At 66.3% G+C, this 25,855-nt stretch carries 25 protein-coding genes and 1 pseudogene; 5 read left to right on the forward strand and 21 right to left on the reverse strand.

What is annotated here, in order from left to right; genetic code table 11:
• Window positions 1–21: 21 nt before the first annotated feature.
• The 10 genes and pseudogenes from pgsA to EO139_RS09795 all read right to left on the reverse strand — a co-directional run.
• Entirely contained in the window at window positions 22–654 is a 633-nt protein-coding gene (gene pgsA, locus EO139_RS09750) for a CDP-diacylglycerol--glycerol-3-phosphate 3-phosphatidyltransferase (RefSeq protein WP_016902574.1), read from the reverse strand.
• Window positions 654–2,510, reverse strand: a complete 1,857-nt coding sequence (gene uvrC / locus EO139_RS09755) for an excinuclease ABC subunit UvrC (protein ID WP_126945596.1) — start codon at window positions 2,508–2,510, stop codon at window positions 654–656. The genes pgsA and uvrC overlap by 1 nt, the downstream gene beginning before the upstream one ends.
• Window positions 2,507–3,925, reverse strand: a complete 1,419-nt coding sequence (locus EO139_RS09760; protein ID WP_164739800.1) for a hypothetical protein — start codon at window positions 3,923–3,925, stop codon at window positions 2,507–2,509. Before EO139_RS09760 ends, uvrC begins: the two co-directional genes overlap by 4 nt.
• A 23-nt stretch (window positions 3,926–3,948) precedes the next feature.
• Window positions 3,949–4,413 (reverse strand): low molecular weight protein-tyrosine-phosphatase, encoded by a 465-nt coding sequence (locus EO139_RS09765; protein WP_126970366.1) that lies wholly within the window; start codon window positions 4,411–4,413, stop codon window positions 3,949–3,951.
• Window positions 4,410–5,189 (reverse strand): 3-deoxy-manno-octulosonate cytidylyltransferase, encoded by a 780-nt coding sequence (kdsB, locus tag EO139_RS09770; RefSeq protein ID WP_126970368.1) that lies wholly within the window; start codon window positions 5,187–5,189, stop codon window positions 4,410–4,412. Before kdsB ends, EO139_RS09765 begins: the two co-directional genes overlap by 4 nt.
• A gap of 318 nt (window positions 5,190–5,507) precedes the next feature.
• Window positions 5,508–6,551, reverse strand: a complete 1,044-nt coding sequence (lpxK, locus tag EO139_RS09775) for a tetraacyldisaccharide 4'-kinase (protein ID WP_104582572.1) — start codon at window positions 6,549–6,551, stop codon at window positions 5,508–5,510.
• Window positions 6,548–8,317 carry a lipid A export permease/ATP-binding protein MsbA gene (msbA, locus tag EO139_RS09780; protein ID WP_104582571.1) on the reverse strand — a complete coding sequence of 590 codons (1,770 nt, stop codon included), beginning with the start codon at window positions 8,315–8,317 and terminating at the stop codon, window positions 6,548–6,550. The genes lpxK and msbA overlap by 4 nt, the downstream gene beginning before the upstream one ends.
• The gene (locus EO139_RS09785; RefSeq protein WP_104582570.1) at window positions 8,314–8,778 is read right to left on the reverse strand and encodes a biopolymer transporter ExbD; all 465 of its coding nucleotides are present in this window, start codon (window positions 8,776–8,778) and stop codon (window positions 8,314–8,316) included. The genes msbA and EO139_RS09785 overlap by 4 nt, the downstream gene beginning before the upstream one ends.
• Before the next feature lie 3 nt (window positions 8,779–8,781).
• Window positions 8,782–9,444, reverse strand: a complete 663-nt coding sequence (locus tag EO139_RS09790) for a MotA/TolQ/ExbB proton channel family protein (RefSeq protein ID WP_115676959.1) — start codon at window positions 9,442–9,444, stop codon at window positions 8,782–8,784.
• A pseudogene (locus tag EO139_RS09795) lies at window positions 9,338–11,884 on the reverse strand (DNA internalization-related competence protein ComEC/Rec2); the annotation flags it as partial. The pseudogene EO139_RS09795 and the gene EO139_RS09790, both read right to left, overlap by 107 nt.
• A 257-nt stretch (window positions 11,885–12,141) precedes the next feature.
• Here EO139_RS09795 and EO139_RS09800 point away from each other — a divergent pair.
• Window positions 12,142–13,206 carry an SDR family oxidoreductase gene (locus tag EO139_RS09800; RefSeq protein WP_126942080.1) on the forward strand — a complete coding sequence of 355 codons (1,065 nt, stop codon included), beginning with the start codon at window positions 12,142–12,144 and terminating at the stop codon, window positions 13,204–13,206.
• A 226-nt stretch (window positions 13,207–13,432) separates the two neighbouring features.
• On the opposite strand, the gene lolD is transcribed toward EO139_RS09800, so the two are convergent.
• The 10 genes from lolD to EO139_RS21815 form a co-directional block, all read right to left on the reverse strand.
• Window positions 13,433–14,188: a lipoprotein-releasing ABC transporter ATP-binding protein LolD gene (gene lolD / locus EO139_RS09805; protein ID WP_164739044.1), complete on the reverse strand. Its 756-nt coding sequence runs from the start codon at window positions 14,186–14,188 to the stop codon at window positions 13,433–13,435.
• On the reverse strand, window positions 14,181–15,422 hold the full coding sequence (locus tag EO139_RS09810; RefSeq protein WP_126942082.1) for a lipoprotein-releasing ABC transporter permease subunit: 1,242 nt from the start codon (window positions 15,420–15,422) through the stop codon (window positions 14,181–14,183). The genes lolD and EO139_RS09810 overlap by 8 nt, the downstream gene beginning before the upstream one ends.
• 23 nt (window positions 15,423–15,445) lie before the next feature.
• Entirely contained in the window at window positions 15,446–15,898 is a 453-nt protein-coding gene (locus tag EO139_RS09815; protein WP_104582564.1) for a hypothetical protein, read from the reverse strand.
• Window positions 15,849–16,097 (reverse strand): succinate dehydrogenase assembly factor 2, encoded by a 249-nt coding sequence (locus EO139_RS09820; RefSeq protein ID WP_104582563.1) that lies wholly within the window; start codon window positions 16,095–16,097, stop codon window positions 15,849–15,851. Before EO139_RS09820 ends, EO139_RS09815 begins: the two co-directional genes overlap by 50 nt.
• A 108-nt stretch (window positions 16,098–16,205) precedes the next feature.
• Window positions 16,206–16,988 carry a succinate dehydrogenase iron-sulfur subunit gene (locus EO139_RS09825; RefSeq protein WP_024938686.1) on the reverse strand — a complete coding sequence of 261 codons (783 nt, stop codon included), beginning with the start codon at window positions 16,986–16,988 and terminating at the stop codon, window positions 16,206–16,208.
• A 16-nt stretch (window positions 16,989–17,004) separates the two neighbouring features.
• The gene (locus tag EO139_RS09830; RefSeq protein ID WP_104582562.1) at window positions 17,005–17,214 is read right to left on the reverse strand and encodes a hypothetical protein; all 210 of its coding nucleotides are present in this window, start codon (window positions 17,212–17,214) and stop codon (window positions 17,005–17,007) included.
• Between the two features lie 3 nt (window positions 17,215–17,217).
• On the reverse strand, window positions 17,218–19,008 hold the full coding sequence (gene sdhA, locus EO139_RS09835; protein ID WP_126970372.1) for a succinate dehydrogenase flavoprotein subunit: 1,791 nt from the start codon (window positions 19,006–19,008) through the stop codon (window positions 17,218–17,220).
• A 33-nt stretch (window positions 19,009–19,041) separates the two neighbouring features.
• Complete coding sequence (sdhD, locus tag EO139_RS09840) at window positions 19,042–19,428, reverse strand: succinate dehydrogenase, hydrophobic membrane anchor protein (protein WP_016902592.1); 387 nt, start codon at window positions 19,426–19,428, stop codon at window positions 19,042–19,044.
• Window positions 19,425–19,820 carry a succinate dehydrogenase, cytochrome b556 subunit gene (gene sdhC, locus EO139_RS09845; RefSeq protein ID WP_104582560.1) on the reverse strand — a complete coding sequence of 132 codons (396 nt, stop codon included), beginning with the start codon at window positions 19,818–19,820 and terminating at the stop codon, window positions 19,425–19,427. Before sdhC ends, sdhD begins: the two co-directional genes overlap by 4 nt.
• Before the next feature lie 55 nt (window positions 19,821–19,875).
• The gene (locus EO139_RS21815; RefSeq protein ID WP_338121599.1) at window positions 19,876–20,184 is read right to left on the reverse strand and encodes a DUF1674 domain-containing protein; all 309 of its coding nucleotides are present in this window, start codon (window positions 20,182–20,184) and stop codon (window positions 19,876–19,878) included.
• Here EO139_RS21815 and EO139_RS09855 point away from each other — a divergent pair.
• On the forward strand, window positions 20,086–20,976 hold the full coding sequence (locus tag EO139_RS09855; protein WP_104582559.1) for a folate-binding protein YgfZ: 891 nt from the start codon (window positions 20,086–20,088) through the stop codon (window positions 20,974–20,976). The two genes, EO139_RS21815 and EO139_RS09855, sit on opposite strands and share 99 nt — an antisense overlap.
• Here the strand turns inward: EO139_RS09855 and ugpC are convergent.
• Window positions 20,973–22,061 carry a sn-glycerol-3-phosphate ABC transporter ATP-binding protein UgpC gene (gene ugpC / locus EO139_RS09860; RefSeq protein WP_104582558.1) on the reverse strand — a complete coding sequence of 363 codons (1,089 nt, stop codon included), beginning with the start codon at window positions 22,059–22,061 and terminating at the stop codon, window positions 20,973–20,975. The genes EO139_RS09855 and ugpC overlap by 4 nt on opposite strands.
• 421 nt (window positions 22,062–22,482) lie before the next feature.
• On the opposite strand from ugpC, the gene zwf reads away from it, so the two are divergent.
• The 3 genes from zwf to pgl are packed head-to-tail and all read left to right on the forward strand — an operon-like array spanning window position 22,483 to window position 25,633.
• A complete protein-coding gene (zwf, locus tag EO139_RS09865; protein ID WP_104582557.1) occupies window positions 22,483–23,913 on the forward strand; it encodes a glucose-6-phosphate dehydrogenase in 1,431 nt (476 codons plus the stop codon).
• A complete protein-coding gene (gene glk, locus EO139_RS09870; protein ID WP_104533472.1) occupies window positions 23,910–24,917 on the forward strand; it encodes a glucokinase in 1,008 nt (335 codons plus the stop codon). The genes zwf and glk overlap by 4 nt, the downstream gene beginning before the upstream one ends.
• Window positions 24,914–25,633, forward strand: a complete 720-nt coding sequence (pgl, locus tag EO139_RS09875; protein ID WP_104582556.1) for a 6-phosphogluconolactonase — start codon at window positions 24,914–24,916, stop codon at window positions 25,631–25,633. Before glk ends, pgl begins: the two co-directional genes overlap by 4 nt.
• Window positions 25,634–25,855: the final 222 nt, after the last annotated feature.

Genomic DNA, 25,855 nt, shown 5'->3' on the forward strand with positions numbered 1-25,855 from the left:
CTACAGCGAACAGCATCGCTGTCAACTATTGCTTTCGACTTTTTTCGGTTTGCTGGTGATCGCGGCTTTTTCGTCGGCACGCAGGCTCGGCCAGGCGGCCTGCAGGTACTGGAATCCCGACCACAGCGTCAGCAGCGCGGCGATCGCCAGCGTCCAGTAACCGGCACGGAAGATCAGGTTGCCGAACCAGATTTCGTGCGTGGGCATCTGCCCCGGCGTGACCGAATACAGCAGGCAGAGCAGCGCAACCATCTGCGCGGTGGTCTTGACCTTGCCGATAACCGCCACCCGCACCTTGGCTCGCTGGCCGATCTCGGCCATCCATTCCCGCAACGCCGACACCGCGATTTCACGTCCGACGATGACCGCCGCCCAGAACGCCATCCACGGCGTGGGGTGGCCCTGCACGATCAGGAACAATGCCACCGCGACCATCAACTTGTCGGCCACCGGGTCCAGGAATGCGCCGAAGGCCGAATACTGGTGATAACGCCGCGCGACCCAGCCATCCAGCCAGTCGGTGATGGCGGCCAGCGCGAACACGCCGGCGGACGCGAAATTGGTCCAGGTGTACGGCAGGTAGAACACCACGACCAACACCGGGATCATCACGATCCTCAGCAGTGTCAGCCACGTGGGGATGGTCAACTTCATTACGGACTCGACTCGCCTGCCGCATCGGGAAGCGCCAGCCCGTGCAGGTTAGCGTAGATTCGCGCGGCAAGTGCGGCATTGACGCCCTCCACCCGCGCAATCTCGGCCTCGCCGGCGGCCTTGAGCCCGACCAGGCCGCCGAAATGCTTGAGCAGGCTCGCGCGCCGGCGCGGACCGATGCCGGGGATATCCTCGAGCTTGCTGGTCATGCGCGCCTTCTGGCGACGGCCACGGTGACCGGTGATCGCAAAACGGTGCGCTTCGTCGCGCACCTGCTGGATGAACTGCAGTGCCGGCGATGCCGCGCCCGGCCGCAGCTCGCGGCCATCGGCCATGATCAGCGCTTCATGCCCTGCCCTGCGTTCCTCGCCCTTGGCCACGCCGACCAGCAGCACGTTCTCGATGCCCAGATCGGCCAGCGCGCCCTTGGCCTGCGCCAGCTGACCGGCGCCGCCATCGATCAGCAGCACGTCGGGCAGCACGCCGTTTTCTTCCACCGCGCGTCGAAAACGCCGTTCGATGGCCTGACGCATTGCGGCGTAGTCGTCACCTGGCGTGATCCCGGAAATATTGAAGCGCCGGTATTGGCCGCGCACCGGCCCGTTGGCATCGAACACCACGCAGGAGGCCACCGTCGCCTCGCCCATGGTGTGACTGATATCGAAGCACTCCACCCGCTTGACCTGCTCGGCCAGCCCCAGCATCTCGCGCAGTGCCTCGCTGCGTGCGTGCTGCGCGCTCTGGCTGGTGAGTTCGGTGACCAGGGTCAGCTGCGCATTGCGGGTGGCCAGCAGCAGGTAGCCGGCACGTTCGCCGCGCACGTTCCACTTCAACGTGACCTTGTGCTCGGCGGCGCTGCCGAGTGCGGCCTCGATCAGTTCGGCATCGGGAATTTCGCGATCGAGCAGGATCTCGCGCGGCGGCGAATGCTCTGCGTAGTACTGCGAGACGAATGCAGCCAGGATTTCGTCCGCGCTGTCTTCGCCATTGGTCTTGGGAAAGAACGAGCGCGTGCCCAGGTTGCGGCCATCGCGAAAACTCAGCAGCAGCACGCAGGCCTGACTGGCTTGCGTGGCGCAGGCCAGCACATCCAGATCCGCCGCGCGGCCGTCCACGTACTGGCGGTTCTGCATGCTGCGCAGCGAGGACAGCAGGTCGCGCAGACGCGCGGCGCGCTCGAACTCGAGCGCTTCGCTGGCCTGCTGCATCGAGTGCATGATCTCTTCGCCGAGCTGGTCGCTCTTGCCTTCCAGAAACATGGTGGCGCGGCGCACCGATTCGGCGTAGTCGGAAGCGGCGACCAGCTCCACGCAGGGCGCGCTGCAGCGACCGATCTGATATTGCAGGCAGGGCCGCGAGCGATTGCGGAACACGCTGTCCTCGCAACTGCGCAGCTTGAACAGCTTGTGCATCAGGCTCAACGTTTCGCGCACGCCGGTGACGCCGGTATAGGGGCCGAAATAGCGCCCCTGCACGGCGCGCGGGCCACGGTGCAGGGCGATGCGCGGCCACTGCTCGCGTGTCAGCAGCACGTAGGGATAACTCTTGTCGTCGCGCAATGACACGTTGTAGCGCGGCGACAGCGACTTGATCAGCTGGTTTTCCAGCAGCAGCGCTTCGGCCTCGCTGCGGGTCACGGTGACGTCCATCCGCGCGACCTGCGACAGCATCGAGGTCAGCCGCGCGTTCTTCGGCGTGCCGTTGAAATAGCTGCCCACCCGCTTGCGCAACGCACCGGCCTTGCCGACGTACAGCAAGGTGTCGTCGCCCGCGTACATGCGGTAGACGCCGGGCGCAGTGCTCAGTTGGGCAGCAAACGCCTTTCCATCGAAATCGGCTTGGGGCCTTGCGTTCATTCTTCTATCGAAACATCGCGCAGTTCGCCGCTCGCCAGGTCGTAGCGCAACACGGCATGGGCATCGGTCTCGGCAATCCATACCGCGCCGGCGGCAACTGCCAGCCCGGCCGGGCCATGCAGGCGGCGTGGCAGCAAGACGGTAGTCAGTTCGCCGCCGCCCAGACGCAGGCAGCGCAGGCGGCCGTTGCCGGTGTCGGCAATCCAGAGCATCGGCGAATCGGTAGCCAGGGCGATGGCCTGCGGAAACTGCAGGCGCGCCGTGCCGCGCGGGCCGTCCTCGTCGCCGAACTGCCAGGTGCCCTGCCCGCCGACCAGGGTCTGCACCAGATCGCCGCGCAATTGCATGGTGCGGATCGACGAACCCAGGCCATCGCAGACGTAGGCCACCTGCTGCACCGCGGCCAACCCGGCCGGCTGTGCGAACGCGGCCAGATGCCCGCTGCCATCGCGAATCTCGAGCGCGCCGGTACCGGCGCGTGCGCTCAGTGCGGCGCGACCCAGGTCATAGCTCCAGATGCGGTTGTCGCCCGCCATGGCGATCAATACCTGATTGTCGGCAACCGCCAGCCCTTGCGGGTAATGCAGCGCCGAGGCACCGGCGAACGCCAGCGGCCCCTCGACCGGCTCGCCGGAGCGCCCGGTGCCGCACAAGGTGTCGACCTGCCCGCTGCGCAGGTTGATGCGACGCAAGGCGTGATTGCCGGTGTCGGCGACATACAGCTGATCGCGTTCCAGCGCCAGGCCCTGCGGACGCCGGAACGCCGCTTCACCGACGCCACCATCGATGAAGTCCGCGTTGCCATGGCCGAACTGGCGCAGCACGCGGCCACCATGCGTGCATTCGAGCACGCGGTGATGACCGGTGTCGGCGATGTACAGGCGGTCCTCGGTGGCGGCAAGACCGGTTGGAAACCGCAGTTCCAGGCGCGGCTCGGGGTCGCGCTCGGCGACCCCATGCAGGTCGGCATCGGATGGCAGCTGCTGGCCTTCACATAGTGCGGCCAGTGCCTTGTCGAGATCGCCAGTCACGCCGACCAGGCGCTGACGCTCGCGGCCGTAGGCATCGAGCAGCACCAGCGTGGGCCAGGATTCGATGCCGAAACGGCGCCAGGTCTCCCAGTCCCTGTCGAGCAAAATGGGGGCGCTGACACCATGACCGCGCAGCTGCTTGAGTGCGCGTTGCGGCTCGCGTTCGCTGTCAAAGCGCGGCACCTGCACCACGATCACCTGCAGCCGGCCGGGGCTGCGGGCCTGCCAGTGCGCCAGCTCGGCCAGGCGCTCGGCGCACCACACCGAGCTGGCATTGACGAATGCCAGCACCAGTCCACGCCCGCGATGCTCCTGCAGGGTGGATGGCTTGGCGTTGAGCCAGGTAGGAAATTCCGGCAGTTCCTGGGTGAGCTGGGCAGTCATATCGTAATTATGCCCAAGCCCGATTAGCGGCGGGTGAGCCTGGCCACGGTCTGGCGCGCAGCGGTATCGACCAGTTGCCAGGCACGCTCGAAATCGTCCATGCCACCGGTGTAGGGGTCGGGGATTTCGTCGCGCTCTTCCACACCCGCCCAGGGCAGCCACAAGGCCAGCTTGTCGCGCAGCGCCGCCGGGGCGAGGCGTTGCAGATCACGCAGATTGCTGCCATCGGCGCACAGCAGCCAGTCGAAGTGCTCGAAGTCTGCCGTACGCACTTGGCGCGCGCGCAATCCGGAGATGTCCACGCCATGGCCGCGTGCACAGCGAATCGCGCGCGGATCGGGTGGGTCGCCGGCATGCCAGTCGCCGGTACCGGCCGAATCGACCTCGATCCGCGGCGACAAGCGCGCCTCGTCCAGCCGCGCACGCAGGGCGCCCTCGCCCATTGGCGAGCGGCAGATGTTGCCCAGGCACACGATCAGCACCCTCATGCCGATGCCAGGCGCGCTTGCGCGCGCGCCAGATCGTCCGGGGTATCGATGCCCGGCGGAAACTGCTCGGGCGTCACTGCCACCGCGATGCGGTAGCCGGCCTCCATCACGCGCAATTGTTCCAGTGACTCGATGCGCTCCAGCATGCCGGGCGGCATTGCGGCAAAGCGCTGCAGAAACCCCGCACGGTAGGCATAGATCCCGATGTGGCGCAGCCACTGCCCGTCACCGGGCAAGGTATCGGGCTGACTGGCAAAGCTGTCGCGATGCCAGGGAATCGGCGCGCGGCTGAAATACAAGGCGTCGCCGCCAGCACTACGCACCAGCTTGACCACATTGGGATCGAACAGCTCGTGCGCGTCGTCGACCTGTGCGGCCAGCGTGGCCATCTCGGCACCGGAATGCAGCAGCAGCTGGGCCACCGCACGGATGCCGGCCGCCGGCGCGAACGGCTCGTCGCCCTGCAGGTTCACCACGCAGGTGTCGGCCTCCCAGCCGGCGATCCGCGCGCATTCGGCAAGCCGGTCGGTTCCCGATACGTGCGCATTGCCGGTCATCGCCACATGCACGCCAGGCAGGCCGTCGATCACCTCGGCAATGCGCGCATCGTCGGTGGCCACCCAGACCTCGCGCGCCCCGGCCAGCAATGCCCGCTCGGCCACATGCTGGATCATCGGGCGATCGCCGATCAATTGCAGCGGCTTGCCCGGCAAGCGCGTGGAAGCGTAGCGCGCGGGAATGGCGACGACGAAATCTGCAGGCGTTGTGGCGGTCATGCGTGCGTGCTCTGGAAAGCAGGAAGAGTTGAAGAAACGAGATAACCGAATCGCATGATGTCGTTTTGTGATTGAGCGAAGTCGCGGTGTTCAGTTTGGCAGCGATGCCCTACATAGCACCAGCACGCCGCTGCATGCACTGCTCGCACATGCACACCGACCATCTTGATTGGTCCTTGCCCACCCACCGTCGCGGGACCTTACGCGGCATGGATGCCGCGTAAGAGCCTACATGGATGTACTTGCGGCGTGTCCCGCGACGGTGGGTGGGCAAGGGCCCTGCAACCAAGCCGCAGATCACCACTACCGGCGCAGCGTTCAAACGCCTTGCCGACTCGCCAACTTGTCCAGGCGATCCAGCAGACTCACCCAGAACGCCGCCGGCAACTCTGCCTTGAGCGGTACGCTGTACAGCCACTCGTCGGCGAACGGCCGGCATTTGACCGCGTCTTTTTCGGTCATCAGCACCGGCAGGCGGCTGCCGAAACTGAAGTCGGCGGCGCGATAGACGTGGTGATCGGGAAAGGCATGCGGCACCACGCCGATGCCGCGCGCGCGCAGCATCGCGAAGAAGCGTTCCGGATGCGCAATCCCGGCCACTGCATGCACGCGCTGGCCGGCCAGCCTGCTCAATGGCTGAGCGCGCTTGCCATCCATCGGTTGCACGCTGTCGATGCTCAGGCGCATCTGCCATTCGCCGAATCCGGCGTCATCGGGCGCGGGCACGGGTGGCGTCGTCGCTGCGCTGGCCTGGCCCAGATTGACCACGCGGAAATCGCAGTCGCGCGCACGCGCCGCCGGTTCGCGCAATGGCCCGGCCGGCAACAGGCGCCCGTTGCCGTAACGGCGCTGGCCATCGACCACTTCGATCTCCACATCGCGGGCGAGCCGGTAGTGCTGCAACCCGTCGTCGCAGACGACGATGTCGCAGCCCGCTTCGACCAGGGCGCGCGCCGCGGCCAGACGATCGCGGTCCACGCGCACGCGCGCGCCGGTTTTCCAGGCGATCAGTACCGGCTCGTCGCCGCCGAGCGCCACCGGCGTGTCCGCCTCGACCCAGCGTGCAGTATCCGACGCCTCGCGGCCATAACCGCGACTGGCGACGCCGGGCGTCCAGCCGGCTTCCTGCAACTTGGCGACCAGGGCAATCGTCAACGGGGTCTTGCCGGTGCCGCCGGCGGTGACGTTGCCCACCACGATCACCGGCACCGGCACCCCGTGGCGCTTGCGCCAGCCGCGGCGATACAGCGCGCGTCGCAGCGCGATGGCTGCACCGTAGACCGGCGCCAGCAGCCGCGCCGACAGCGGAATCGGCGCATTGTCGTACCAGTAGCCCGGCGTGCGGGCGCCGCGCTTGCTCATGCCTGACGTTCGCGAAACTGCATGCCGTGCAGATGCGAGTACAAGCCACCCTGCTCCAGCAATTGGCGATGGGTGCCGCGCTCGACGATGCGACCCTGGTCCATCACCAGCACCTGGTCGGCATGCTCGATCGTGGACAGGCGGTGCGCGATCACCAGGGTGGTACGGTCCGGCATCAATTTATGCAGGGCGTCCTGCACCAGGCGTTCGGATTCGTTGTCCAGCGCCGCAGTGGCTTCGTCCAGGATCAGGATCGGCGCGTCCTTGAGCATCGCGCGCGCGATCGCCAGACGCTGGCGCTGGCCACCGGACAGGCGCCCGCCCTTGGTGCCCACGTGTGATTGCAGGCCTTCGGGCAGTTGCGCGACGAACTCCATCGCATTGGCACCCAGGATCGCGCGTTCCAGCTGGCCGGCGTCGGCACTGCGCATTTCGCCATAGGCGACGTTGTCGGCGATGCTGCCATCGAACAGCATCACCTGCTGGCCGACCAGGGCGATCTGCCGACGCAGATCGGCCAATGCGTACGCCTGCACCGGGTGACCGTCGAGCAGGATCTGCCCGGACTCTGCCTCGTAGAAGCGCGGAATCAACTTGATCAGGCTGGACTTGCCGCTGCCGGAACGCCCGACGATCGCCGTCACCGTGCCCGGCTGCGCCACGAAACTGACCTCCGCCAGGGCCGGATTCACCTGCCCCGGATAACGCGCAGTGACGTTGCGGAACTCGATCAAGCCCTTGGCGCGCGTCAGCGGCACCGTGCCCTGATCCGGCTCGTCGGCACTGTCGAGCACCGAGAACAGGCGCTCGGCCGAGGCCAGGCCGCGCTGCACCATGTTCTGCACATTGGTGAGCTGCTTGAGCCCGGGAATGATCGTCAGCATCGAGGTCATCAGCACCACGAAATCACCGGCGGTCAGCCGCCCGGCCAATGCCTGCGCACCAGCCACGAACAGCAGCGCCGACAGACCGATCGCGCCGATCATCTGCACCGTGGCGGTGGAAATGCCGCGCGTGGATTCGACCTTCATCGCCAGACGCAGATTGCGGTCGGCCAGCGCGCCATAGCGCTCCATTTCGGTCTGCTGGGCGCCGTAGATCTTGACCTCCTGGTGGCTGGACAAGGTCTGGTCGGCCGCCTGCAACAGATGCGCGCCGCTTTCCTGGATGCTGTGGCTGATGCGGCGATAGCGCCGCGCCACCTTGTCCATCACCCAGGCCAGTACCGGCGCCAGCACCAGGATGGTCAGCGTGACCTGCCAGCTATGCCACAGCATCAGCGCCAACGCGCCGATCACCTGCAGCGACTGCTGGATCATCACCTTGACCGCATCCACCGCCGCCTGCGCCACCTGGTCCGAGTCCGAGCCCAGGCGGATCAGCATCGACGGGACCGGTTCGGAATCGAAGCGCGACCCCGGCAGACGCAGGTATTTGGACATCACCTTGACGCGCAGATCGCGCGCGATGCTGCGTGCGGATTTGCCCATCGCCATATCGGTGATGTAGCCGGCGACCCCGCGCACCACGAACAACAGGATGATCTGCACCGGCAGCCAGCGGCTGACCTCGGCATTCTTGTAGATGAAGGTCTCGTCGGTGATCGGCTTCATCAACGCCAGAAAGCCGGTCGTACCTGCCGCCTCGATCAGCGCGGCAATCAGCGCGGCGACCAGCAACAGGCGATACGGCTTGGCGAAGGCCAGCAGGCGACGGTACGTGCGCCAGGACGAGACTGGCGCCGGGCGGTCGTTGGAGGTGGTCACTGGCGGGTTCCGTTAGTGCGTGTGTGGCCGGGTGTGGGTGTGGTGCCGGCCTGCGGCGCTGTGGCGATCGCGATGCGGCGGAAGCCGAGCTGCCCCAGCGCATCCTGCGCGGTCACCACCGCCTGATACGGTGTACGCGCATCGGCGCGCATCAACACCGTCTGCTCGCGGTCGTCACCGGCGATCTGGGCAATGGTCTGCTTGAGCGAATCCACATCCGAACGCAGCACTTCCTGATCGTTGATGAAATAACGCCCGTCGGCATTGACCAGTACGCTCAATGAACGCGGCGGCGCGCTGGTGTGTTGGTCGCTGGCGGTCGGCAGCTGCAATTGCAGCGTGGAGCGTGCGTCGAAGGTCGTGGTCACCACGAAAAAGATGATGAGGACAAGGATCACGTCAATCAATGGCACCAGATCGATATGCGGCTCGTCCTGGCGTCGGTCACTGCCGATGCGCATCCGTCAGCCCTTTGCCATGACGGGTTTGCCAGCTGCCGCAAGCGGCGCCGCGGCGGCTGGCACCGAGCGGCCGTCCATGGTGTCCAGCAGCAAGGTGGCTTCCTGCTCCATCTCGATGATGTAGCCGGCGATGCGGCCCTTGAAGAAGCGATGCGCCATCAACGCCGGCACCGCGATGATCATGCCGGTGGCCGTGCACACCAGCGCCTTGCCGATGCCGCCGGCCAGCTGGTTCACATCGCCCACGCCGTGATCGAGGATGCCCAGGAACATCTGGATCATGCCGACCACTGTGCCCAGCAGTCCCAGCAACGGCCCGGCCGAGGCGATCGTACCCAATGCATTCAGATAGCGCTCCATGCGGTGCACCACGTGCCGGCCGGTGTCCTCAATGCGCTCGCGAATCAACTCACGCGGACGCCCACGCACGTCCAGCGCTGCGGCCAGCAAGGCGCCCAGTGGCGAATTGCGACGCAGCGATTCAATGTGGCTGGGATCCAGCTTGCCGCGCGCAGCCCAGTTGCGGACCTCTTCGCCCAGGCCTGGCGGGGCCACCTCGTTGCGGCGCAGGCTCCACAGGCGCTCCAGCATGATCGCCAGGGCGATCACGCCCAGCAACAGCAACGGCACCATCGGCCAACCGCCTGCCTTGACCAGCTCCAACACGATTCGATTCCTCCGGCGACGCGGCCGCCTATTCGCTGGTCGATAGGATAGCAGCCGACCGCCGCCGTTCCGCAGCATCCCACAGCCGTGGCTGCCAGCGCCGCCGCTCGCGTACCTGCAGGCCGTCGGCGCCCAGCCAGACCCGGATCGCCCCGGCCTGGGCCGTGTCGAGCAGCTCCGCGCCACTGCCCTGCCAGCGCTGCACCACCTCGGCACGCGGGTGGCCGAAGCGATTGCCGTGTCCGGAAGACACCAGCGCCAGCCGCGCGCCGGTGGCGGCGATGAAGCCGGCATGCGAGCCGTCGGCGCTGCCATGGTGCGGGACCACCACCAGATCGGCACGCAACTCCGGGGCATGCTGCCGCAGCAGGCGCCGCTCGACGATCTCGCCGATATCGCCCGGCAACAGCGCGCTTGCATGGCGCGTCTCGATACGCAGCACGCAACTGGATTGATTGCGCAGATACGGAAAACCGGCGCTGGGATGCAGGAAGCGAAAGCGCACACCGTCCCATACCCACTGCTGGCCGGCACGGCAGCGCGTGCTGACGTCCAGCGGCGCCTGTGGCGGCGCCGCCGTCATTGCAACGGGCAATCCCGCACGTACTGCCGCATAGCCGCCAGCGTGGTCGGCGTCGGCATGACTGAGCACGATGGCATCCAGGCGGCGCAAGCCGAGCGCGCGCAATGCCGGCAGCACCACCCGCTCACCGGCATCGAAACCATCGCGCACCGCCGGACCGGTGTCGAATAGCAGCGCATGCCGTTGCGTGCGCACCAGCACCGCCAGGCCCTGCCCCACGTCCAGCACCTGCACGTCGGCCTCGCCCGCCGCAGGCAGTTCGCGGTCCGGCCACAGCAGCGGCAGCCATAGCAGCACCGCCAGCGATTTGCCGGGCGTGCCGCGCGGCAGCAACAACCAGAACGCGCCGAGCAGGGCCACGACCAAGGCGGTCGCATCGGACTCGGGCACCCACCACAACGCCACCGACGTCTGCCCGAGCCAGACCAGGCCCGGCCAGGACAGCTCGAAGCACCAGCCCGCCAATCGCCATGCCCACACGCCCAGGCCCGGATGAAGTGCTTCCAGCGCAGTCCCCAGCAAGGCAAGTGGCACCACCACGAAGGTCCACCAGGGAATGGCGACCAGATTGGCCAATGGCCCCACCAACGATGCCTGCCCGAACAGGCTGACGGTCAACGGCAGCAGGCCGACGGTGGCCACGGTCTGGGCGGACAGGAAGCCCCGCACGATCGCGCGATCGTCCGCTGGCAGACACCACACCAGCCAGGCCACCCCGGCAAAGCTGAGCCAGAAGCCGGCCACCAGCACGCTCAGCGGATCCCAAAGCAGCACTGCCAACATCGCCAGCGCGAGGATCTGCGCGGTGGTGGCACGGCGCCGTACCACCCGCGCCAACGCGACCACGGCAATCATCAGTACGGTGCGCACCGTGGGCAGCGCCAGACCCGCCAGCACCGCATAACCAGCCGCACCGAGCGAGGCGGCGACTGCCGCCGCGTGGGCACGCGGAATCCGGGTCCCAAGCGCTGGCCAGCAACGCCAGAGCCCGGCGACCAGCACGGCCACGAATGCAGCGACCAGCCCCACATGAAACCCCGAGATCGCAATCAGATGGCTGAGCCCGGTCGCGCGCAGCGTGGCCCAGGCCGCGTCGTCCAGCCCGCGCGTGTCGCCCAACGCGAGCGCGCGCAGGTAAGGCGTCGACGGCCCGGGCACGCGCTCGGCAATGCGCTGCGACATTCCTTCGCGCCAGGCATCCACCCCACGCGGTGCCGCGACCTGCTGCGCAGCGGCCGGCACCCGTACATAGCCGGTCGCGGCAATGCGCTGTGCCAGCGCATGCCGCTCGGCATCGAACCCGCCAGGATTGCGCAAGCCACGCGGCGCACGCAGCTTGAGCCGCAGCTGCCAGCCTGCGCCTGCGCGCAGCGCACCACGCGGCCCCATCCGCTCGGCACCGAAATCGTCATACCAGGCCAGCTGCAGCAGCTGGCCGCGCAGTGCGGCAGGCTGCGCGGGATCGTCATCCACACGCAGTTGAAAGCGCGTGCGTCGTGGCTCGGCGACCGGCAATTCGACGATCTGACCGCGCACCGCCAGTTCTCGCACTTCATCCTGCGGGCGCAGTTGTGCCTGCAGGACACCGGCGACCTGCCAGCCCATCAGCCCGAAACCGAAAACGGCGGTGGCCAGCGCCCACACCAGCACCCTTGGCTGCAAACGCAGCCATGTGCTGACACCGATGCCCAGCGCCGCCGCACCAAGGCAGGCCGCATAGACCGCACGCGACAGCAGCGCAGGCGACCATGCGCACACCACGATGCCCAGCAACAATGCCGCTGCGATCGTTATCGTCGATATGCGCTGCGGCGAAGGCGATGCCTGTGCTGACGCATGCATGCTGTCGGTCGCCATCCTGGCCGTGGTCCATCCACCGACTCAGGTTAGGCCAGCGCCCGTGTCGGGCACAGCAGCGATCGGTGCTGTGCCTGGTAGGAAAAAGGCGGCGCCTGCCGTGGCGCATCCGGCCGGGGGAGCGTCCTCCTATCGGCCGCGCAACACGCTGGGCAGGACAGTGTGTACGGGCCGCACATCGACCGTATCGGCCTGCATTCGCCTCGATTTCATGGCCGCCGCGCTATGTTCGCCACTGTTTTCGAGGAGCTTCCCCCATGCGTAAAGGCACTGCACTGATTGTCGGCGTCACCGGCATTTCCGGCTACAACCTCGCCAATGTCCTGGTGGCCGACGGCTGGACCGTCTACGGCCTGGCACGGCGCCCGCTGCCTCAGGATGGCGTGATCCCGCTTGCGGCCGATCTGCTGGATGCCGAGAGCACCAGCAAGGCGCTGGGTGGCCTGCCGATCACCCACGTATTCTTCTGCACCTGGACCCGGCGCGACACCGAGCGTGAAAACGTCGAAGCCAACGGCGCGATGATGCGGCATCTGTGCGAAGCCCTGAGCGATGCGCCGCTGCAGCACATGGCGCTGGTCACCGGCACCAAACACTACCTGGGCGCGTTCGAGAACTACGGTAGCGGCAAGGCCGAAACCCCGTTCCGCGAAAGCGAACCACGCCAGCCCGGCGAGAATTTCTACTACACGCTGGAAGACCTGCTGTTCGCGCATGCCGAGCAGCATGGCTTCGGTTGGAGCGTGCATCGCTCGCACACCATGATCGGCATGGCCAACGGCAGCAATGCGATGAACATGGGCGTGACGCTGGCGGTGTACGCGTCGCTGTGCAAGCACACCGGCCAGCCGTTCGTGTTTCCCGGATCGCAGGCGCAGTGGAACAGCCTCACCGACCTGACCGACGCCGGCCTGCTCGGCAAGCAGCTGGCCTGGGCCGGCCTGAGCCCGGCCGCGCGCAATCAGGCCTTCAACACCGTCAATGGCGATGTGTTCCGCTGGCGCTGGATGTGGAGCCAGATTGCCGACTTCTTCGGGCTCGAAGCTGCGCCCTGCCCCGAGACCCCGATGCCGCTGGAGGCACGCCTGAGCGAGACCGCCCCGGCGGTGTGGAGCGAGATCGCCAAGCAGCATGGCCTGGTGGAAGCCGACGTCAACCGGCTGGCATCCTGGTGGCACACCGATGCCGACCTGGGCCGCGAGATCGAGTGCGTCAACGACATGACCAAGAGCCGCGAGCTGGGCTTCCTGGAGTTCTACGACAGCCGTGCATCGTTCCTGGAATTGTTCACGCGCCTGCGCGCGCAGCGCATCATTCCCTGATGCACCCGGTCGTCGTCACCCACGTGACGGCGACCGTTTCCTATCAAAGCGCGCATCGACGCGACGATGCTCGCGGGCGCTGCATACAGCGCGAACAGGGTGTCGCAACATCCGGTCGCCCATCACACAGGTGCATCGGTAACCGGATGCGGGATCTTCGATCGGAAACCCGCGATTCAACACCCTCTAGCCGCCAGGGATTGGCCCGACGGCCAGACAGTGCGTCCTACACCGCAGACGGCGCCAACTCGCGCAGCTTGCCCTGGTGCAATTCGAGTACGCGGTCCAGACGCCGGGCCAGACTGCGGTCGTGGGTCACCAGGACCAGGCTGGTGCGCTGTGCACGATTGAGTTCCAGCATCAGCTCGAACACGGTCTCGGCGGTCTTGTCGTCCAGGTTGCCGGTTGGCTCATCGCCCAGCACGCAGCCCGGCTTGTTCACCAGCGCACGCGCCACGGCCGCACGCTGGCGCTCGCCACCGGACAACTCGCTGGGCTTGTGTTCGATGCGATGTCCGAGCCCGACCGATTCCAGCAGCTGCAAGGCCTGCGCCCGGGCAAGCGCGACCTCTTTTCCGGACAACAGCACCGGCATCATCACGTTTTCCAGCGCGGTGAATTCCGGCAACAGGTGATGGAACTGGTACACGAAGCCCAGGGCCTGATTGCGCAACTTGCCGCGCTCGCCATCGGACAACGCCGACATGCGCCGGCCGGCCACATACACCTCGCCCGAGGTCGGAACATCCAGCCCGCCGAGCAGATGCAGCAGCGTGCTCTTGCCCGCACCGGAGGCACCGACAATGGCCACGGTCTCGCCGGTCGCCACGGTCAGATCCAATCGATCGAACACCGGTGTGCGCATCTTGCCTTCGGCATAGGTCTTGCCCAGACCCTCGGCGCGGATCACTGCTTCTGCGTGGCTTGACGTCTGCACGGCCGATTCCCGATTCCCGAATCCCGATTCCCTGATCTCATTCATAACGCAGCGCCTCCGCCGGTTGGGTCCGCGACGCGCGCCATGCCGGATACAGGGTCGCCAGGAAGCTCATCACCAGCGCGACGACGGTGATCACCACCACGTCCTGGGTCTGCATGTCGGTCGGCAACCCGGTGATGTAATACACGTCCTCGGGCAGCAGCTTGACGCTGAAGATCGTCTCGATCACCCCGAGGATGCGTTCCAGATTGAGCGTCAGCACGATGCCGCCGATCACGCCCATGATCGTGCCCATGAAGCCGATCAACGAACCCTGCACCATGAACACCTGCATCACGCCCGTAGGCGACAGGCCCAGTGTGCGCAGGATGGCGATATCGGCCTGCTTGTCGGTGACCAGCATCACCTGCGAGGACACCAGGTTGAACGCACCCATCGCCACGATCAGCGACAGCAGGATGCCCATCACGGTCTTTTCCATCTTCAACGAATGGTAGAGATTGGCGTTCTCCTGGGTCCAGTCGCTGACCCGGTACGGACCATGCAACTTCACCGCCAGATCGCGCGCAACCGGCCAGGCCTGGTCCATGTCGTGCAGGCGCAGCCGCACGCCGGTGACACCGTCCATGCGCAGCACGCGCGCCAGGTCCTGCATGTTGACCACGGCCAGGCCGCGGTCGATCTCGTTGTAGCCCGCCTCGAAGATTCCGCTGACAGTGAAGCGTTTGAGCCGCGGCATCGCACCCAGGGGCGTGGCCTGGGTATCACTGAGCAGCACGACGATGCTGTCGCCCACGTCCACGCCCAGCCAGATCGCCAGCTCCTTGCCAATGACGATGTTGTAGGAGCCCGGGGTCAGGCTGTCGACCGACCCCTGCTGCATCTTCTTGGCCAGCACCGACACCTTGCCTTCTTCGGCAGGAACGATGCCGCGCACGATCGCCGGCTGCTTGCGCGGGCCCTGCAGCAGTGATTCGGTTTCGATATACGGCGCGGCACCGGCGATGCGCGGATCGGCCATGGCGACCTCGACCGCATGCTGCCAGTCGTGCATCGGCGCGCCGTCCGCACTGACGGTGGCATGCGCGGCCATCTGCAGCAGACGATCGCGGATCTCCTTCTGGAAACCGCTCATCACCGCCAGCGTGGTGATCAGCACGGTCACGCCCAGGGCGATGCCCAGGATCGATGCCATCGAGATAAACGAGATGAAGCCATTGCGCCGCTTGGCACGCAGGTAGCGCAAGCCGATGGCAACCGGGATAGGTTTGAACATGCGGTTCAACCAGGAAAGGGACGCTATGGTGCCACTTGCGGCCGCCCGGACGAAATGGCGTGTGCCTGAGCGGCCAGACGCAGTTCACGTCGCTGCGCCACCGGCAAGGTATCCGGCCAGAAATGCAGGCGCCGGCGACGTGCATCCGGGCCAGTCCACGACACCACCGCGATCGGGCCGCGCCATGCCACCTGCAGGCCTTGCACCTGCTTGCCGTCAACGCTGGCAGGCGTTTGGCCCCACGGCACGATCACCTCGCGTGCTGGCGAACGCAACAGCACGCGTAAGGATCGGCCGCCCGCCACCACTGCATAGACCGACAACAACACTGCCAACCACAGCGGCACCCCGCTACGCCAGAGCGCCCACAACGCGAGTGCACTCAGCACGCCCAGTGCGCAGACCAGCCCGCGCGAGGGGCGCCATTCAAGCCGGCATGGCGCGAATATCGGCGATGAGCGCGGCGTTGGCGGCATCGGGGCAGGTCTCGTATCCCATGAACCAGCGCCACAACTTATCGTCTTCGCAATCCAGCAGCTGTAGGAAAACCGCGCGCTCGGACTCGGAAGCCTGCGCCCAGCGTTGATCCAGATAGCGCCCGAACAATTGATCGAGCTCGCGCATGCCGCGCCGGCAACGCCAGCGCAGTTTCTTCAGCAGGACTTGTTCATCCATCTCACTCTCCTCGCCTGACGCGGCGCCGAAAACGACAGCGGCACCAGACCAAGGGCCGGTGCCGCTGTGAACCCTCTCCCCGCCAAGGCGGGACTTCACTACCTGCGATCAGGCGCGACGCGCCATCATCAGCTTCTTGATCTCGGCAATGGCCAGCGCCGGATTCAGGCCCTTCGGGCAGGTCCGCGCGCAGTTCATGATGGTGTGGCAGCGATACAGCTTGAACGGATCTTCCAGGTCGTCCAGGCGCGCACCGGTGTCTTCGTCGCGCGAGTCGATGATCCAGCGATACGCCTGCAGCAGGATCGCCGGGCCCAGATAACGCTCGCCATTCCACCAGTAGCTCGGGCAGCTGGTCGAGCAGCAGGCGCACAGGATGCACTCGTACAGACCATCGAGCTTGCGGCGGTCTTCCGGCGACTGCAGGCGCTCACGGTCCGGCGGCGGCGGGGTCTGGGTGCGGATCCACGGCTTGATCGATGCGTACTGCGCGTAGAAATGCGTCAGATCCGGCACCAGGTCCTTGATCACGCTCATGTGCGGCAGCGGATAGATCGGCACCTCGGCCTTGCCGCAGGCGGCAATCGCCTTGGTGCAGGCCAGCGTGTTGGTGCCGTCGATGTTCATCGCGCACGAGCCGCAGATGCCTTCGCGGCAGGAGCGACGGAACGCCAGCGTCGGGTCGATCTCGTTCTTGATCTTGATCAGCGCGTCCAACACCATCGGGCCGCACTTGTCGAGATCAATCTCGTAGCTGTCGGTACGCGGGTTGGCCTCGCCATCCGGATCCCAGCGGTAGACCTTGAAGGTGCGCGTGTTCTTGGCGCCCTGCGCAGGGTAATGCTTGCCCTTGCCGATCTTTGAATTCTTGGGGAGGGTGAACTCTGCCATAGCTGCTCTCGTTGGCTCAGGCGATGCGCGGTGCGGACGACGACCGCACCGTGCGCATGAAGGTAAAGATGACGGACGCCACTGCCGAAGCGGTGGCGCAACGGCCGGCGGCGTGCCGGCGTTGCCGCTGCGTCAGGACACGATCCGCCTGCAACGGTGCGCCGCTGCCATGCCCGGACAGGCCGGCAGGCAGAGGCAACGCACAAGCGGATCGGTCCATGCGCATCGATCAGTAAACGCGCGGCTTCGGCGGGACCACGTCCACGTCCTTGCTCAGCGTGTACATGTGCACCGGACGATATTCGAACTCGCACTTGCCCTTGTCGTCGACGGTGACCAGGGTGTGCTTCTGCCAGTTGACGTCGTCGCGGTCCGGGAAGTCTTCGTGCGAGTGCGCGCCGCGGCTTTCGTGGCGCTGCTCGGCCGAATTGATTGTCGCCACCGCGTTGAGCAGCAGGTTGTTCAACTCGTAGGTCTCGATCAGGTCCGAGTTCCACACCAGCGAGCGGTCCGAGACCTTGACGTCCTCGAAGCTGGCGAAGATCTCGGCCATCTTGTCGACGCCTTCCTTCAGCGTCTTGCTGGTACGGAACACGGCCGCGTCCGACTGCATGGTGCGCTGCATGTTGTCGCGGATCACCGAGGTCGGCGTGGAGCCGTTGGCGTAGCGCAACTTGTCCAGCAGGCCCAGCGCCTTGTCACAGACATCGGACGGCAGCGTCTTGTGTGGCTGGTTGAGCTTGACCGTCTCGGCGCAACGGTTGGCCACCGCACGGCCGAACACCACCAGATCCAGCAGCGAGTTGGAACCCAGGCGGTTGGCGCCGTGCACCGACACGCAGGCGGCTTCGCCGATTGCATACAGGCCCGGCACGACCGCATCCGGGTTGTCGCCCTGCTTGCGCACGACTTCGCCGTAGAAGTTGGTCGGAATGCCGCCCATGTTGTAGTGCACGGTCGGCAGCACCGGAATCGGCTGCTTGGTCACGTCCACACCGGCAAAGATGTGCGCGCTCTCGGCGATGCCGGGCAGCTTTTCGTTGATGACTTCCGGGCCGAGGTGGGTCAGGTCGAGCAGGATGTGGTCCTTGTGCTCGCCCACGCCGCGGCCTTCGCGGATCTCCACGGTCATCGAGCGCGACACCACATCGCGCGAGGCCAGGTCCTTGTAATGCGGTGCATAGCGCTCCATGAAGCGCTCGCCGTTGCTGTTGCGCAGGATGCCGCCTTCGCCACGCACGCCCTCGGTGATCAGGCAGCCCGCGCCGTAGATGCCGGTGGGATGGAACTGCACGAACTCCATGTCCTGCACCGGCAGGCCGGCACGCATCACCAGGCCGCCGCCGTCACCTGTACAGGTGTGCGCGGAGGTGGCGCTGAAGTAGGCGCGCCCATAGCCGCCGGTGGCCAGCACCACGCCATGGGCGCGGAACAGATGCAGGCTGCCATCGGACATGTCCAGCGCCAGTACGCCGCGGCAGACGCCCTCTTCGTCGAAGATCAGGTCGAGCGCGAAGTACTCGATCATGAAGCGCGCGTTGTGCGCCAAGGACTGCTGGTACAGCGTATGCAGCATCGCGTGACCGGTCCGGTCGGCCGCCGCGCAGGTGCGCTGTGCGGACGGGCCCTCGCCGTACTTGGTGGTCATGCCACCGAACGGGCGCTGGTAGATCTTGCCATCTTCGGTACGCGAGAACGGCACGCCGTAATGCTCGAGCTCGATGATGGCCGGGATCGCCTCGCGGCACATGTACTCGATTGCGTCCTGGTCACCCAGCCAATCGGAGCCCTTGATGGTGTCGTAGAAGTGGTAGCGCCAGTCGTCTTCGCCCATGTTGCCGAGCGCGGCCGAAATACCGCCCTGTGCCGCCACGGTGTGCGAACGGGTCGGAAAGACCTTGGTCAGGCAGACGGTCTGCAAGCCCTTCTGGGCCAGGCCGAAGGTGGCGCGCAGGCCGGCGCCGCCGGCGCCCACCACGACCATGTCGTACTTGTGTTCTGTGATCTTGTAAGCGGACATCGAATTATGGATTCCTGTTTGGTCGCGGACGACTCAGCTGATGCCAAGCGCAATACGCGCCACGGCAAACACGCTGACAATGGCGCCCAGCACGGCGACGAAGCGCACGATCGTCTGCGCCGCAAGCGCCAGCAGCGAGTTGTGCACGTAATCTTCCAGCACCACCTGCATGCCCAGCTGTGCATGCCAGAACGAGGCGATCAGGAAGCCGACCAACAGAATCGCGTTCCACGGCTTGGCCACGGCGGCACTGGCTGCGGCGTGATCGGCACCGATCAGGCTCAGCACGAAGATCAGGAACCAGATCGACAGCGGCACCAGGGCGGTGGCGGTCAGGCGCTGCACCACGAAGTGTTCGGTACCGGTCTTGGCGGCACCCAGGCCACGCACGTTTTTCAACGGGGTACGGTAGCGGTTCATACGGCACCTCCGGCCAGCAGCACATATGCCCAGATGGCAGCGGTGAGCACGAAGCTCAGGATCAGCGACAGCCAGCCGAGGCTGACGAACGAGCGCACTGCATAGCCCTGCCCGAAGTCCTGCAGGATGTGGCGCAGGCCGCCAAACAGATGGAACGCAAAGCACCACGTCCAGCCGAACAGGAACACTTGCCCGTACCAGGCGCCGGCATGCGCGCGGAAACAATTCCAGTGGTCGGGGCCGAGCATCAACGTCAGCAGGGCGGCGGCAATCGCCAGAGCGCCGATGGACAGTACGATGCCGGTGGCTCGATTGAGAATCGAGGTCACCATCTGTATCTGCCAGCGGTACACCTGGAGATGCGGGGAAAGAGGACGTTCGCGGATCGCCATTCGCTGGGCTCGTATCTCGGCTGGGCGGCACTAGGCCGCTGTGGCTAAAAGCTGCTCAAAAATCGATGCAGCGTCCATTTTTTTCCCAGTCGCCGTAGCGCGTTGGCTCAGGGCCGTCGCGTCCACCAATTTCCTTGGGCAGTGGCTGCTTCTCGGGAATATGCTCCTGAGGAGAAGGCTGCGTCTCGGAATCCTGCGCTGGGGTGGGGGTTGGATGGCCTATCATAGTGGTCTCACAACATTGCGATTTTAGTCCTCCCCTTCCGTGGCTGACAACCTGAATCTTATTCCGCAGGGTTTTGGCTCCCTGCATGACATGCAATACGTCCGCTTGACCGGGACGGATGCAGTGGCGTTCGCGCATGCGCAATTTGCCAACGACGTACAGGCGCTGGCGATCGGGCAGTGGCAATGGAATGCGTGGTTGACGGCGAAGGGGCGCGTGATCGCCATCTTCGCACTCCTGCGTGAGGACGACACGCACCTGTTGCTGCTGCTGCCCGACGGCGATGCGGCCGGGATCGCGGCGCAACTCGGCCGTTTTGTGTTCCGACGCAAGCTCAAGATCGGCGTGGCGGCGCTTTCGGCCTATGGCGGCTTCGCCACACCTGCGCGCGCGCAAGGCGCGAAGGCCGATATCGGAACGCAGCGTATCGAATTGGACATGGGCAGCCCTGCCCTGCCGCGCACGCTGGTGCTGCTGTCAGACCAGCAGGCATTGGCCGCGCCTATCGAATCTGCCCGCATGGACGCCGATTGGCGCCGTGCAGACCTGCAACTGGGGCTGGCGCGCCTGCCCGACTCGCAGCGCGAGCAATGGACGCCGCAACAGCTGGCGCTGGATCGCCTGCACGCCTTCAGCGTCAAAAAGGGGTGCTATCCGGGCCAGGAAATCGTTGCGCGGACGCATTTCCTGGGCAAGGCCAAGCGTGCGCTGCAGCTGCTGCAGGTCGAGGCGGCCGTCGGTGATGCCGCGGCAGAACCGGGCCAGGCCGTGCTGCTGGGCGAGACCACCGTCGGCACGCTGGTCAGCGTGGCGGGCGATCTCGCACTGGCGGTGTTGCCGCTGGAGCTGACCTTGGAGGCCGACGCCGTGCTGCAGGCGGGCGCGCGTACCGCCCGCCCGCTTGCGTTCGTGCAGGGTCTGGCGCGTTAGGCCGGCGCCAGCCGTTCGCCGCTGGCCGGGTCGAAGAAGTGCAACGCCTCGCTGCGCAACGCCAGGCGCAGCGGCTCGCCTACCGCCGGCAAGGCCTGCGGTGCGACACGGATCACCAGTGGCTGGCCGCCACGGTCGAGGTTGAGGAAGATCTCGTTGCCGACCGGCTCGATCACATCGATACGCGCATCGAAGCCCAGTGCGGTATCGCTTGACGGTTGCAGGTGCTCCGGGCGTACGCCGACGATCACGTCGCGACCGAACCAGCTGCGATCGATGCGGGCCGCACCCAGTGGCACGCGCCAGCCATCGGCCATGACCAGATGCAGGCCGTCCTGCTCATCCAGGCGCCCCTGCAGCACGTTCATCGCCGGGCTGCCCAGGAATCCGGCCACGAACAGATTGGCCGGGCGGTCGTACAGCGCCATCGGGCTGTCGATCTGCTGGATCACCCCGTCCTTGAGCACCACGATGCGCTGACCCAGCGTCATCGCCTCGACCTGATCGTGGGTGACGTAGATCATCGTGGTGCCCAGCTTGCGATGCAGCTGCGCGATCTCGGTGCGCACGCTGTGGCGCAGCTTGGCATCCAGATTGGACAGCGGCTCGTCGAGCAGGAACACCGACGACTCGCGCACCATCGCCCGTCCCAGCGCCACGCGCTGACGCTGGCCGCCGGACATCGCCTTGGGCAGCTTGTCGAGCATCGGGGTCAGCCCCAGCAGCTCGGCGGCGTTGTTGACCCGTTCGGCGATGACCTGCTTGGGGTGGCCGCGCAACTTGAGCCCGAAGGCCAGGTTCTCGGCCACGGTCATGTGCGGGTAGAGCGCATAGCTCTGGAACACCATGGCGATGTCGCGGTCCTTCGGAGCCACGTCGTTGACCACACGCTCGCCGATCTTCAATGTGCCGGCACTGATGTCCTCGAGCCCGGCGATCATGCGCAACAGGGTCGACTTGCCGCAGCCGGACGGACCGACCAGCACCATCAACTCGCCATCGGCGACCTCGAAACTCGCACCCTGCACCGCGACCTGGCCGTTCTCGTAGACCTTGCGGACACCTTCCAACTGCACTTTCGCCATCTTCGGCCTCAACGTAAGTTGTGCGCCCTGCCCTCGGCCCTCCCGACGGCGGTGACGCCACATGCGCCTGCAAGGAAATCTCCTGCAAACGAATGCATTGGTTTATTCTGACATGTAATCGTTTTCACATGGCAACATCGATCTCGGGAGGGACCATGCCGCCACCAACCCAAGCCGCTGTTTCAAGCGGTGCAGCCTACCGTGCAAGGGCCGGCATCCGGCCACGCATGGGCAGGTCTACCGCCGCGGCGCTAACCGCTGACGGCCACTTGCTGCAACAATCGGGGACTGGGCGCGCGCGTCCATCCCCCGCTGCGCGCACGCCAGTGACGCTCAGGAACAGACATACCGACCGCCGGCTGTCCGGCGCCTTTCCGACCAGCTGCTGATCACGATGTCTCCAGAATCTGAAATTCGGTCCATGCATAACACCCTGATCCTGTTCGGCGCCACCGGCGATCTCGCCCAGCGCTATCTCTTCCCGTCCCTGCTGCGACTGTTCGTCGACGGCCTGCTGCCGGAGGATTTCCGTATCCGTGCGCTGGCGTTGTCGCCGCACGACACCGAGGCCTTCCGCGAGGTCCTGCGCCCGCGTCTGGCCGCCGCGCTGCCGATCGCCACGCCCGAGCAGATCCAGACGCTGCTGCAGCGGGTCGACTATCGCTCGGTGGATCTGCGCGATGCCGAGTCGGTGGCCAACGCCGTGCGCGAGCTGGCCAGCCGCCAGTGCGTGAGCTACCTGGCGATTCCGCCGGGCCTGTACATCAGCACCTGCCAGGGGCTGGCGCTGGGCGGCGCGCTGGCCGCGCCGCACCGGCTGATGCTGGAAAAGCCGATCGGCCACGATTCGGACAGCGCCCGCGAGATCCTGCAGTCGATCGGCGCGCTGATCGACGAAGACCGCGTGTTCCGCCTCGACCATTACCTGGGCAAGGCGGCGGTGCAGAACCTGATCGCGCTGCGCTTCGGCAATACGCTGCTGGAAGCGGTGTGGAACCGCACCTACATCGAGTCGGTACAGATCCTGGTGGCCGAAAGCGAAGGCGTGGACGGGCGCGATGCCTATTACGCCCGCTCCGGCGCGCTGCGCGACATGGTGCAGAGTCACATCCTGCAGCTGTTGTGCCTGGTGGCAATGGAGCCGCCGGCCTCGCTGGAAGCCGACCGCATCCGCGACGAGAAGGTCAAGGTGCTGCGCGCCCTGCGCCCGATGACCGCCGAGCATGCCGCCCATGACAGCGTGCGCGGCCGCTACACCGCCGGCAGCATCAATGGCCAGCCGGCGCAGGCCTATCACCCGCCGGAAGGCAGCGACGTGGAAACCTTCGTCGCGGTGACCGCGCATATCGACAACTGGCGCTGGGCCGGGGTGCCGTTCCATCTGTGCACCGGCAAGCGTCTGGCCGAGCGCTCCACCCGCATCGTGGTCACGCTCAAGCCGGTGACGCATTGGCTGTTCGAGCGCCCGGACCGGCAGAACGCCGTGCCCAACCGCCTGACCTTCCAGTTGCAGCCGCAGGAAAACATCGAGCTCGGCCTGATGAGCAGCCTGGCCGGCCCGGAATGGGGCGCGATCGAACTGCAGCCGCTGGAACTGGAACTGTCGGTGCCAACCGGCCTGCACCGGCGCATTGCCTACGAGCGCCTGTTCGTGGATGCCTTCAACGGCAACCCGGCGCTGTTCGTGCGCGACGACGAGGTCAAGGCCGCCTGGTCGTGGATCGACAGCGTCAGCGATGCCTGGAAAGACGCGCAGTTGCCACTGCAGCCCTACCCGGCCGGCAGTTGGGGCCCCGATGCCGCGGCCCCCTTCCTGCCCCCCGCCACCGACGCACAGGGACACACCGCATGACCGCTCCTTCCAAGCCGGTGCTGGTTGCCGATATCGGCGGAACCAACGCGCGCTTCGCGCTGGCCGACGTCGACGCCTCGGTACCGCTGCTGGATGACACCTCGCGCGAATTTGCGGTGGTCGACTTCGGCTCGCTCGGCGAAGCCGCGCGTTACTACCTCGACCAGATCGGCGTGCAGGCCACCCAGGGCGTGTTTGCCGTGGCCGGCCGCGTGGATGGCGACGAGGCACGCATCACCAACCATCCGTGGGTGATCTCGCGCTCGCGCACCGCGGCGATGCTGGGCTTCAGCACCCTGCACCTGATCAACGACTTCGCCGCGCAGGCCATGGCGATCAGCCTGCTGCGCCCGCAGGACGTGGTCCAGGTTGGCGGCGCCAGCTGGCGGCCGGCGCCGATCGATCAGGCGCGCAACTACGGCGTGATCGGCCCGGGCACCGGGCTGGGCGTGGGCGGGCTGATCATCCGCAACGGACGCTGTTTCCCGCTGGAAACCGAAGGCGGCCACGTCAGCTTCCCGCCCGGCACGCCAGAGGAGATCCGCATCCTGGAGATCCTGTCCGAGCAGTTCGGCCGGGTCTCCAACGAGCGGCTGATCTGCGGCCCCGGCCTGGTCAACATCCACCGCGCGCTCAGCGAGATCGCCGGGGTCGACCCGGGTCCGTTGCAGCCCAAGGACATCACCGCACGTGCGGCGGCGGGCGACCCGCGCTCGTCGCGCACCATCGATCTGTTCTGCGCCATCTTCGGCGCGATCGCCGGCGACATGGTGCTGATGCAGGGCGCCTGGGACGGCGTGTTCCTCACTGGCGGGCTGGTGCCCAAGGTGCTGGATTCGCTGCAGCATTCCGGCTTCCGCCAGCGCTTTGAACACAAGGGACGCTTCTCCGCGATCATGTCGCGGGTGCCGTCGCTGGCAGTCATGCATCCGCATGCAGGCCTGCTCGGCGCCGCCGCCTATGCAGTGGATGCACAACGTCAGCATCCAGGGGAGCAGCGATGAACCTGCAGGACAATCCGCGCATCACACTGGTGCGCTACGAAGACCCGGCCGAATGGACCGAGGCGGTCGCCAGCGAGATGGCCGACCTGCTGGAACAGGAGATTTCGCGCCGCGGCCAGGCGCGCATGCTGCTGTCCGGTGGCACCACACCGGCGCCGGTGTACGAATCCCTCGCCCACCGTCCGCTGGACTGGTCGCGGGTGGAAGTGGGCCTGGTCGACGAGCGCTGGCTCTCGCCGCAGGATCAGGACAGCAACGCCTGGCTGGTCAATCACAGCTTCTTGACCCATGCACCGGCGGCGACCTTCATTCCGCTGGTGCGCCCGGGCAAGCAGTTGCCCGAGTGCGTGCACACCGCGAACCTGCAGGCCAGGCATGCCGAACCCGCATGCCTGGCAGTGCTGGGCATGGGCGGCGACGGCCACACCGCCTCGTTGTTTCCGGGCTCGACCGACTTGAGCAAGGCGCTGTCCAGTCCGCAGCCCTATGCCTCGCTGGATGCCACCGGCTGCCCCGGTTCGAATCAGTGGCCGCTGCGGATCACGCTGACACCGGCCGGGCTGGCCACCATCCCGACCCGCTTGCTGCTGCTGCGCGGCAAGCAGAAGCTTGACGTGTTGCAGGCTGCGCTGGCGGGCGATGATGTCAGCGAGTATCCGATCCGGGTGGCGCTGCAACAGCCGGGCCCGAAGTTGCGGGTTCACTGGTGTGCTTGAGTGCGACTCCCTCGCAACAGCCGATTTTGTGCGAGTCCTTCGCAAGAGCCGATTTGGTGCGAGTCCTTCGCAACAGCCGATTTTGTGCGAGTCCTTCGCAACAGCCCGCACATCCTTGTGCGGGGATTCAAACGTGCGAGTCCCTCGCAAGAGCCCGCACATCCATGTGCGGGTATCTAACAAGCGTGATTACTTTCTTCCCCGTTTCTCATAGCCGGTAGC

Origin of the sequence: Xanthomonas sp. BRIP62411, assembly GCF_003993525.1 — a bacterium.
Lineage (GTDB): Bacteria > Pseudomonadota > Gammaproteobacteria > Xanthomonadales > Xanthomonadaceae > Xanthomonas > Xanthomonas euroxanthea.

Bases quoted from the DNA above. Each gene is read 5' to 3' on its own strand.
- pgsA (WP_016902574.1), bottom strand. From the start codon at position 654: ATGAAGTTGACCATCCCCACGTGGCTGACACTGCTGAGGATCGTGATG.
- uvrC (WP_126945596.1), bottom strand. From the start codon at position 2,510: ATGAACGCAAGGCCCCAAGCCGATTTCGATGGAAAGGCGTTTGCTGCC.
- EO139_RS09760 (WP_164739800.1), bottom strand. From the start codon at position 3,925: ATGACTGCCCAGCTCACCCAGGAACTGCCGGAATTTCCTACCTGGCTC.
- EO139_RS09765 (WP_126970366.1), bottom strand. From the start codon at position 4,413: ATGAGGGTGCTGATCGTGTGCCTGGGCAACATCTGCCGCTCGCCAATG.
- kdsB (WP_126970368.1), bottom strand. From the start codon at position 5,189: ATGACCGCCACAACGCCTGCAGATTTCGTCGTCGCCATTCCCGCGCGC.
- lpxK (WP_104582572.1), bottom strand. From the start codon at position 6,551: ATGAGCAAGCGCGGCGCCCGCACGCCGGGCTACTGGTACGACAATGCG.
- EO139_RS09785 (WP_104582570.1), bottom strand. From the start codon at position 8,778: ATGCGCATCGGCAGTGACCGACGCCAGGACGAGCCGCATATCGATCTG.
- EO139_RS09800 (WP_126942080.1), top strand. From the start codon at position 12,142: ATGCGTAAAGGCACTGCACTGATTGTCGGCGTCACCGGCATTTCCGGC.
- lolD (WP_164739044.1), bottom strand. From the start codon at position 14,188: ATGAATGAGATCAGGGAATCGGGATTCGGGAATCGGGAATCGGCCGTG.
- EO139_RS09810 (WP_126942082.1), bottom strand. From the start codon at position 15,422: ATGTTCAAACCTATCCCGGTTGCCATCGGCTTGCGCTACCTGCGTGCC.
- EO139_RS09815 (WP_104582564.1), bottom strand. From the start codon at position 15,898: ATGCCGCCAACGCCGCGCTCATCGCCGATATTCGCGCCATGCCGGCTT.
- EO139_RS09820 (WP_104582563.1), bottom strand. From the start codon at position 16,097: ATGGATGAACAAGTCCTGCTGAAGAAACTGCGCTGGCGTTGCCGGCGC.
- EO139_RS09825 (WP_024938686.1), bottom strand. From the start codon at position 16,988: ATGGCAGAGTTCACCCTCCCCAAGAATTCAAAGATCGGCAAGGGCAAG.
- EO139_RS09830 (WP_104582562.1), bottom strand. From the start codon at position 17,214: ATGCGCATGGACCGATCCGCTTGTGCGTTGCCTCTGCCTGCCGGCCTG.
- sdhA (WP_126970372.1), bottom strand. From the start codon at position 19,008: ATGTCCGCTTACAAGATCACAGAACACAAGTACGACATGGTCGTGGTG.
- sdhD (WP_016902592.1), bottom strand. From the start codon at position 19,428: ATGAACCGCTACCGTACCCCGTTGAAAAACGTGCGTGGCCTGGGTGCC.
- sdhC (WP_104582560.1), bottom strand. From the start codon at position 19,820: ATGGCGATCCGCGAACGTCCTCTTTCCCCGCATCTCCAGGTGTACCGC.
- EO139_RS21815 (WP_338121599.1), bottom strand. From the start codon at position 20,184: ATGCGCGAACGCCACTGCATCCGTCCCGGTCAAGCGGACGTATTGCAT.
- ugpC (WP_104582558.1), bottom strand. From the start codon at position 22,061: ATGGCGAAAGTGCAGTTGGAAGGTGTCCGCAAGGTCTACGAGAACGGC.
- zwf (WP_104582557.1), top strand. From the start codon at position 22,483: ATGCATAACACCCTGATCCTGTTCGGCGCCACCGGCGATCTCGCCCAG.
- glk (WP_104533472.1), top strand. From the start codon at position 23,910: ATGACCGCTCCTTCCAAGCCGGTGCTGGTTGCCGATATCGGCGGAACC.
- pgl (WP_104582556.1), top strand. From the start codon at position 24,914: ATGAACCTGCAGGACAATCCGCGCATCACACTGGTGCGCTACGAAGAC.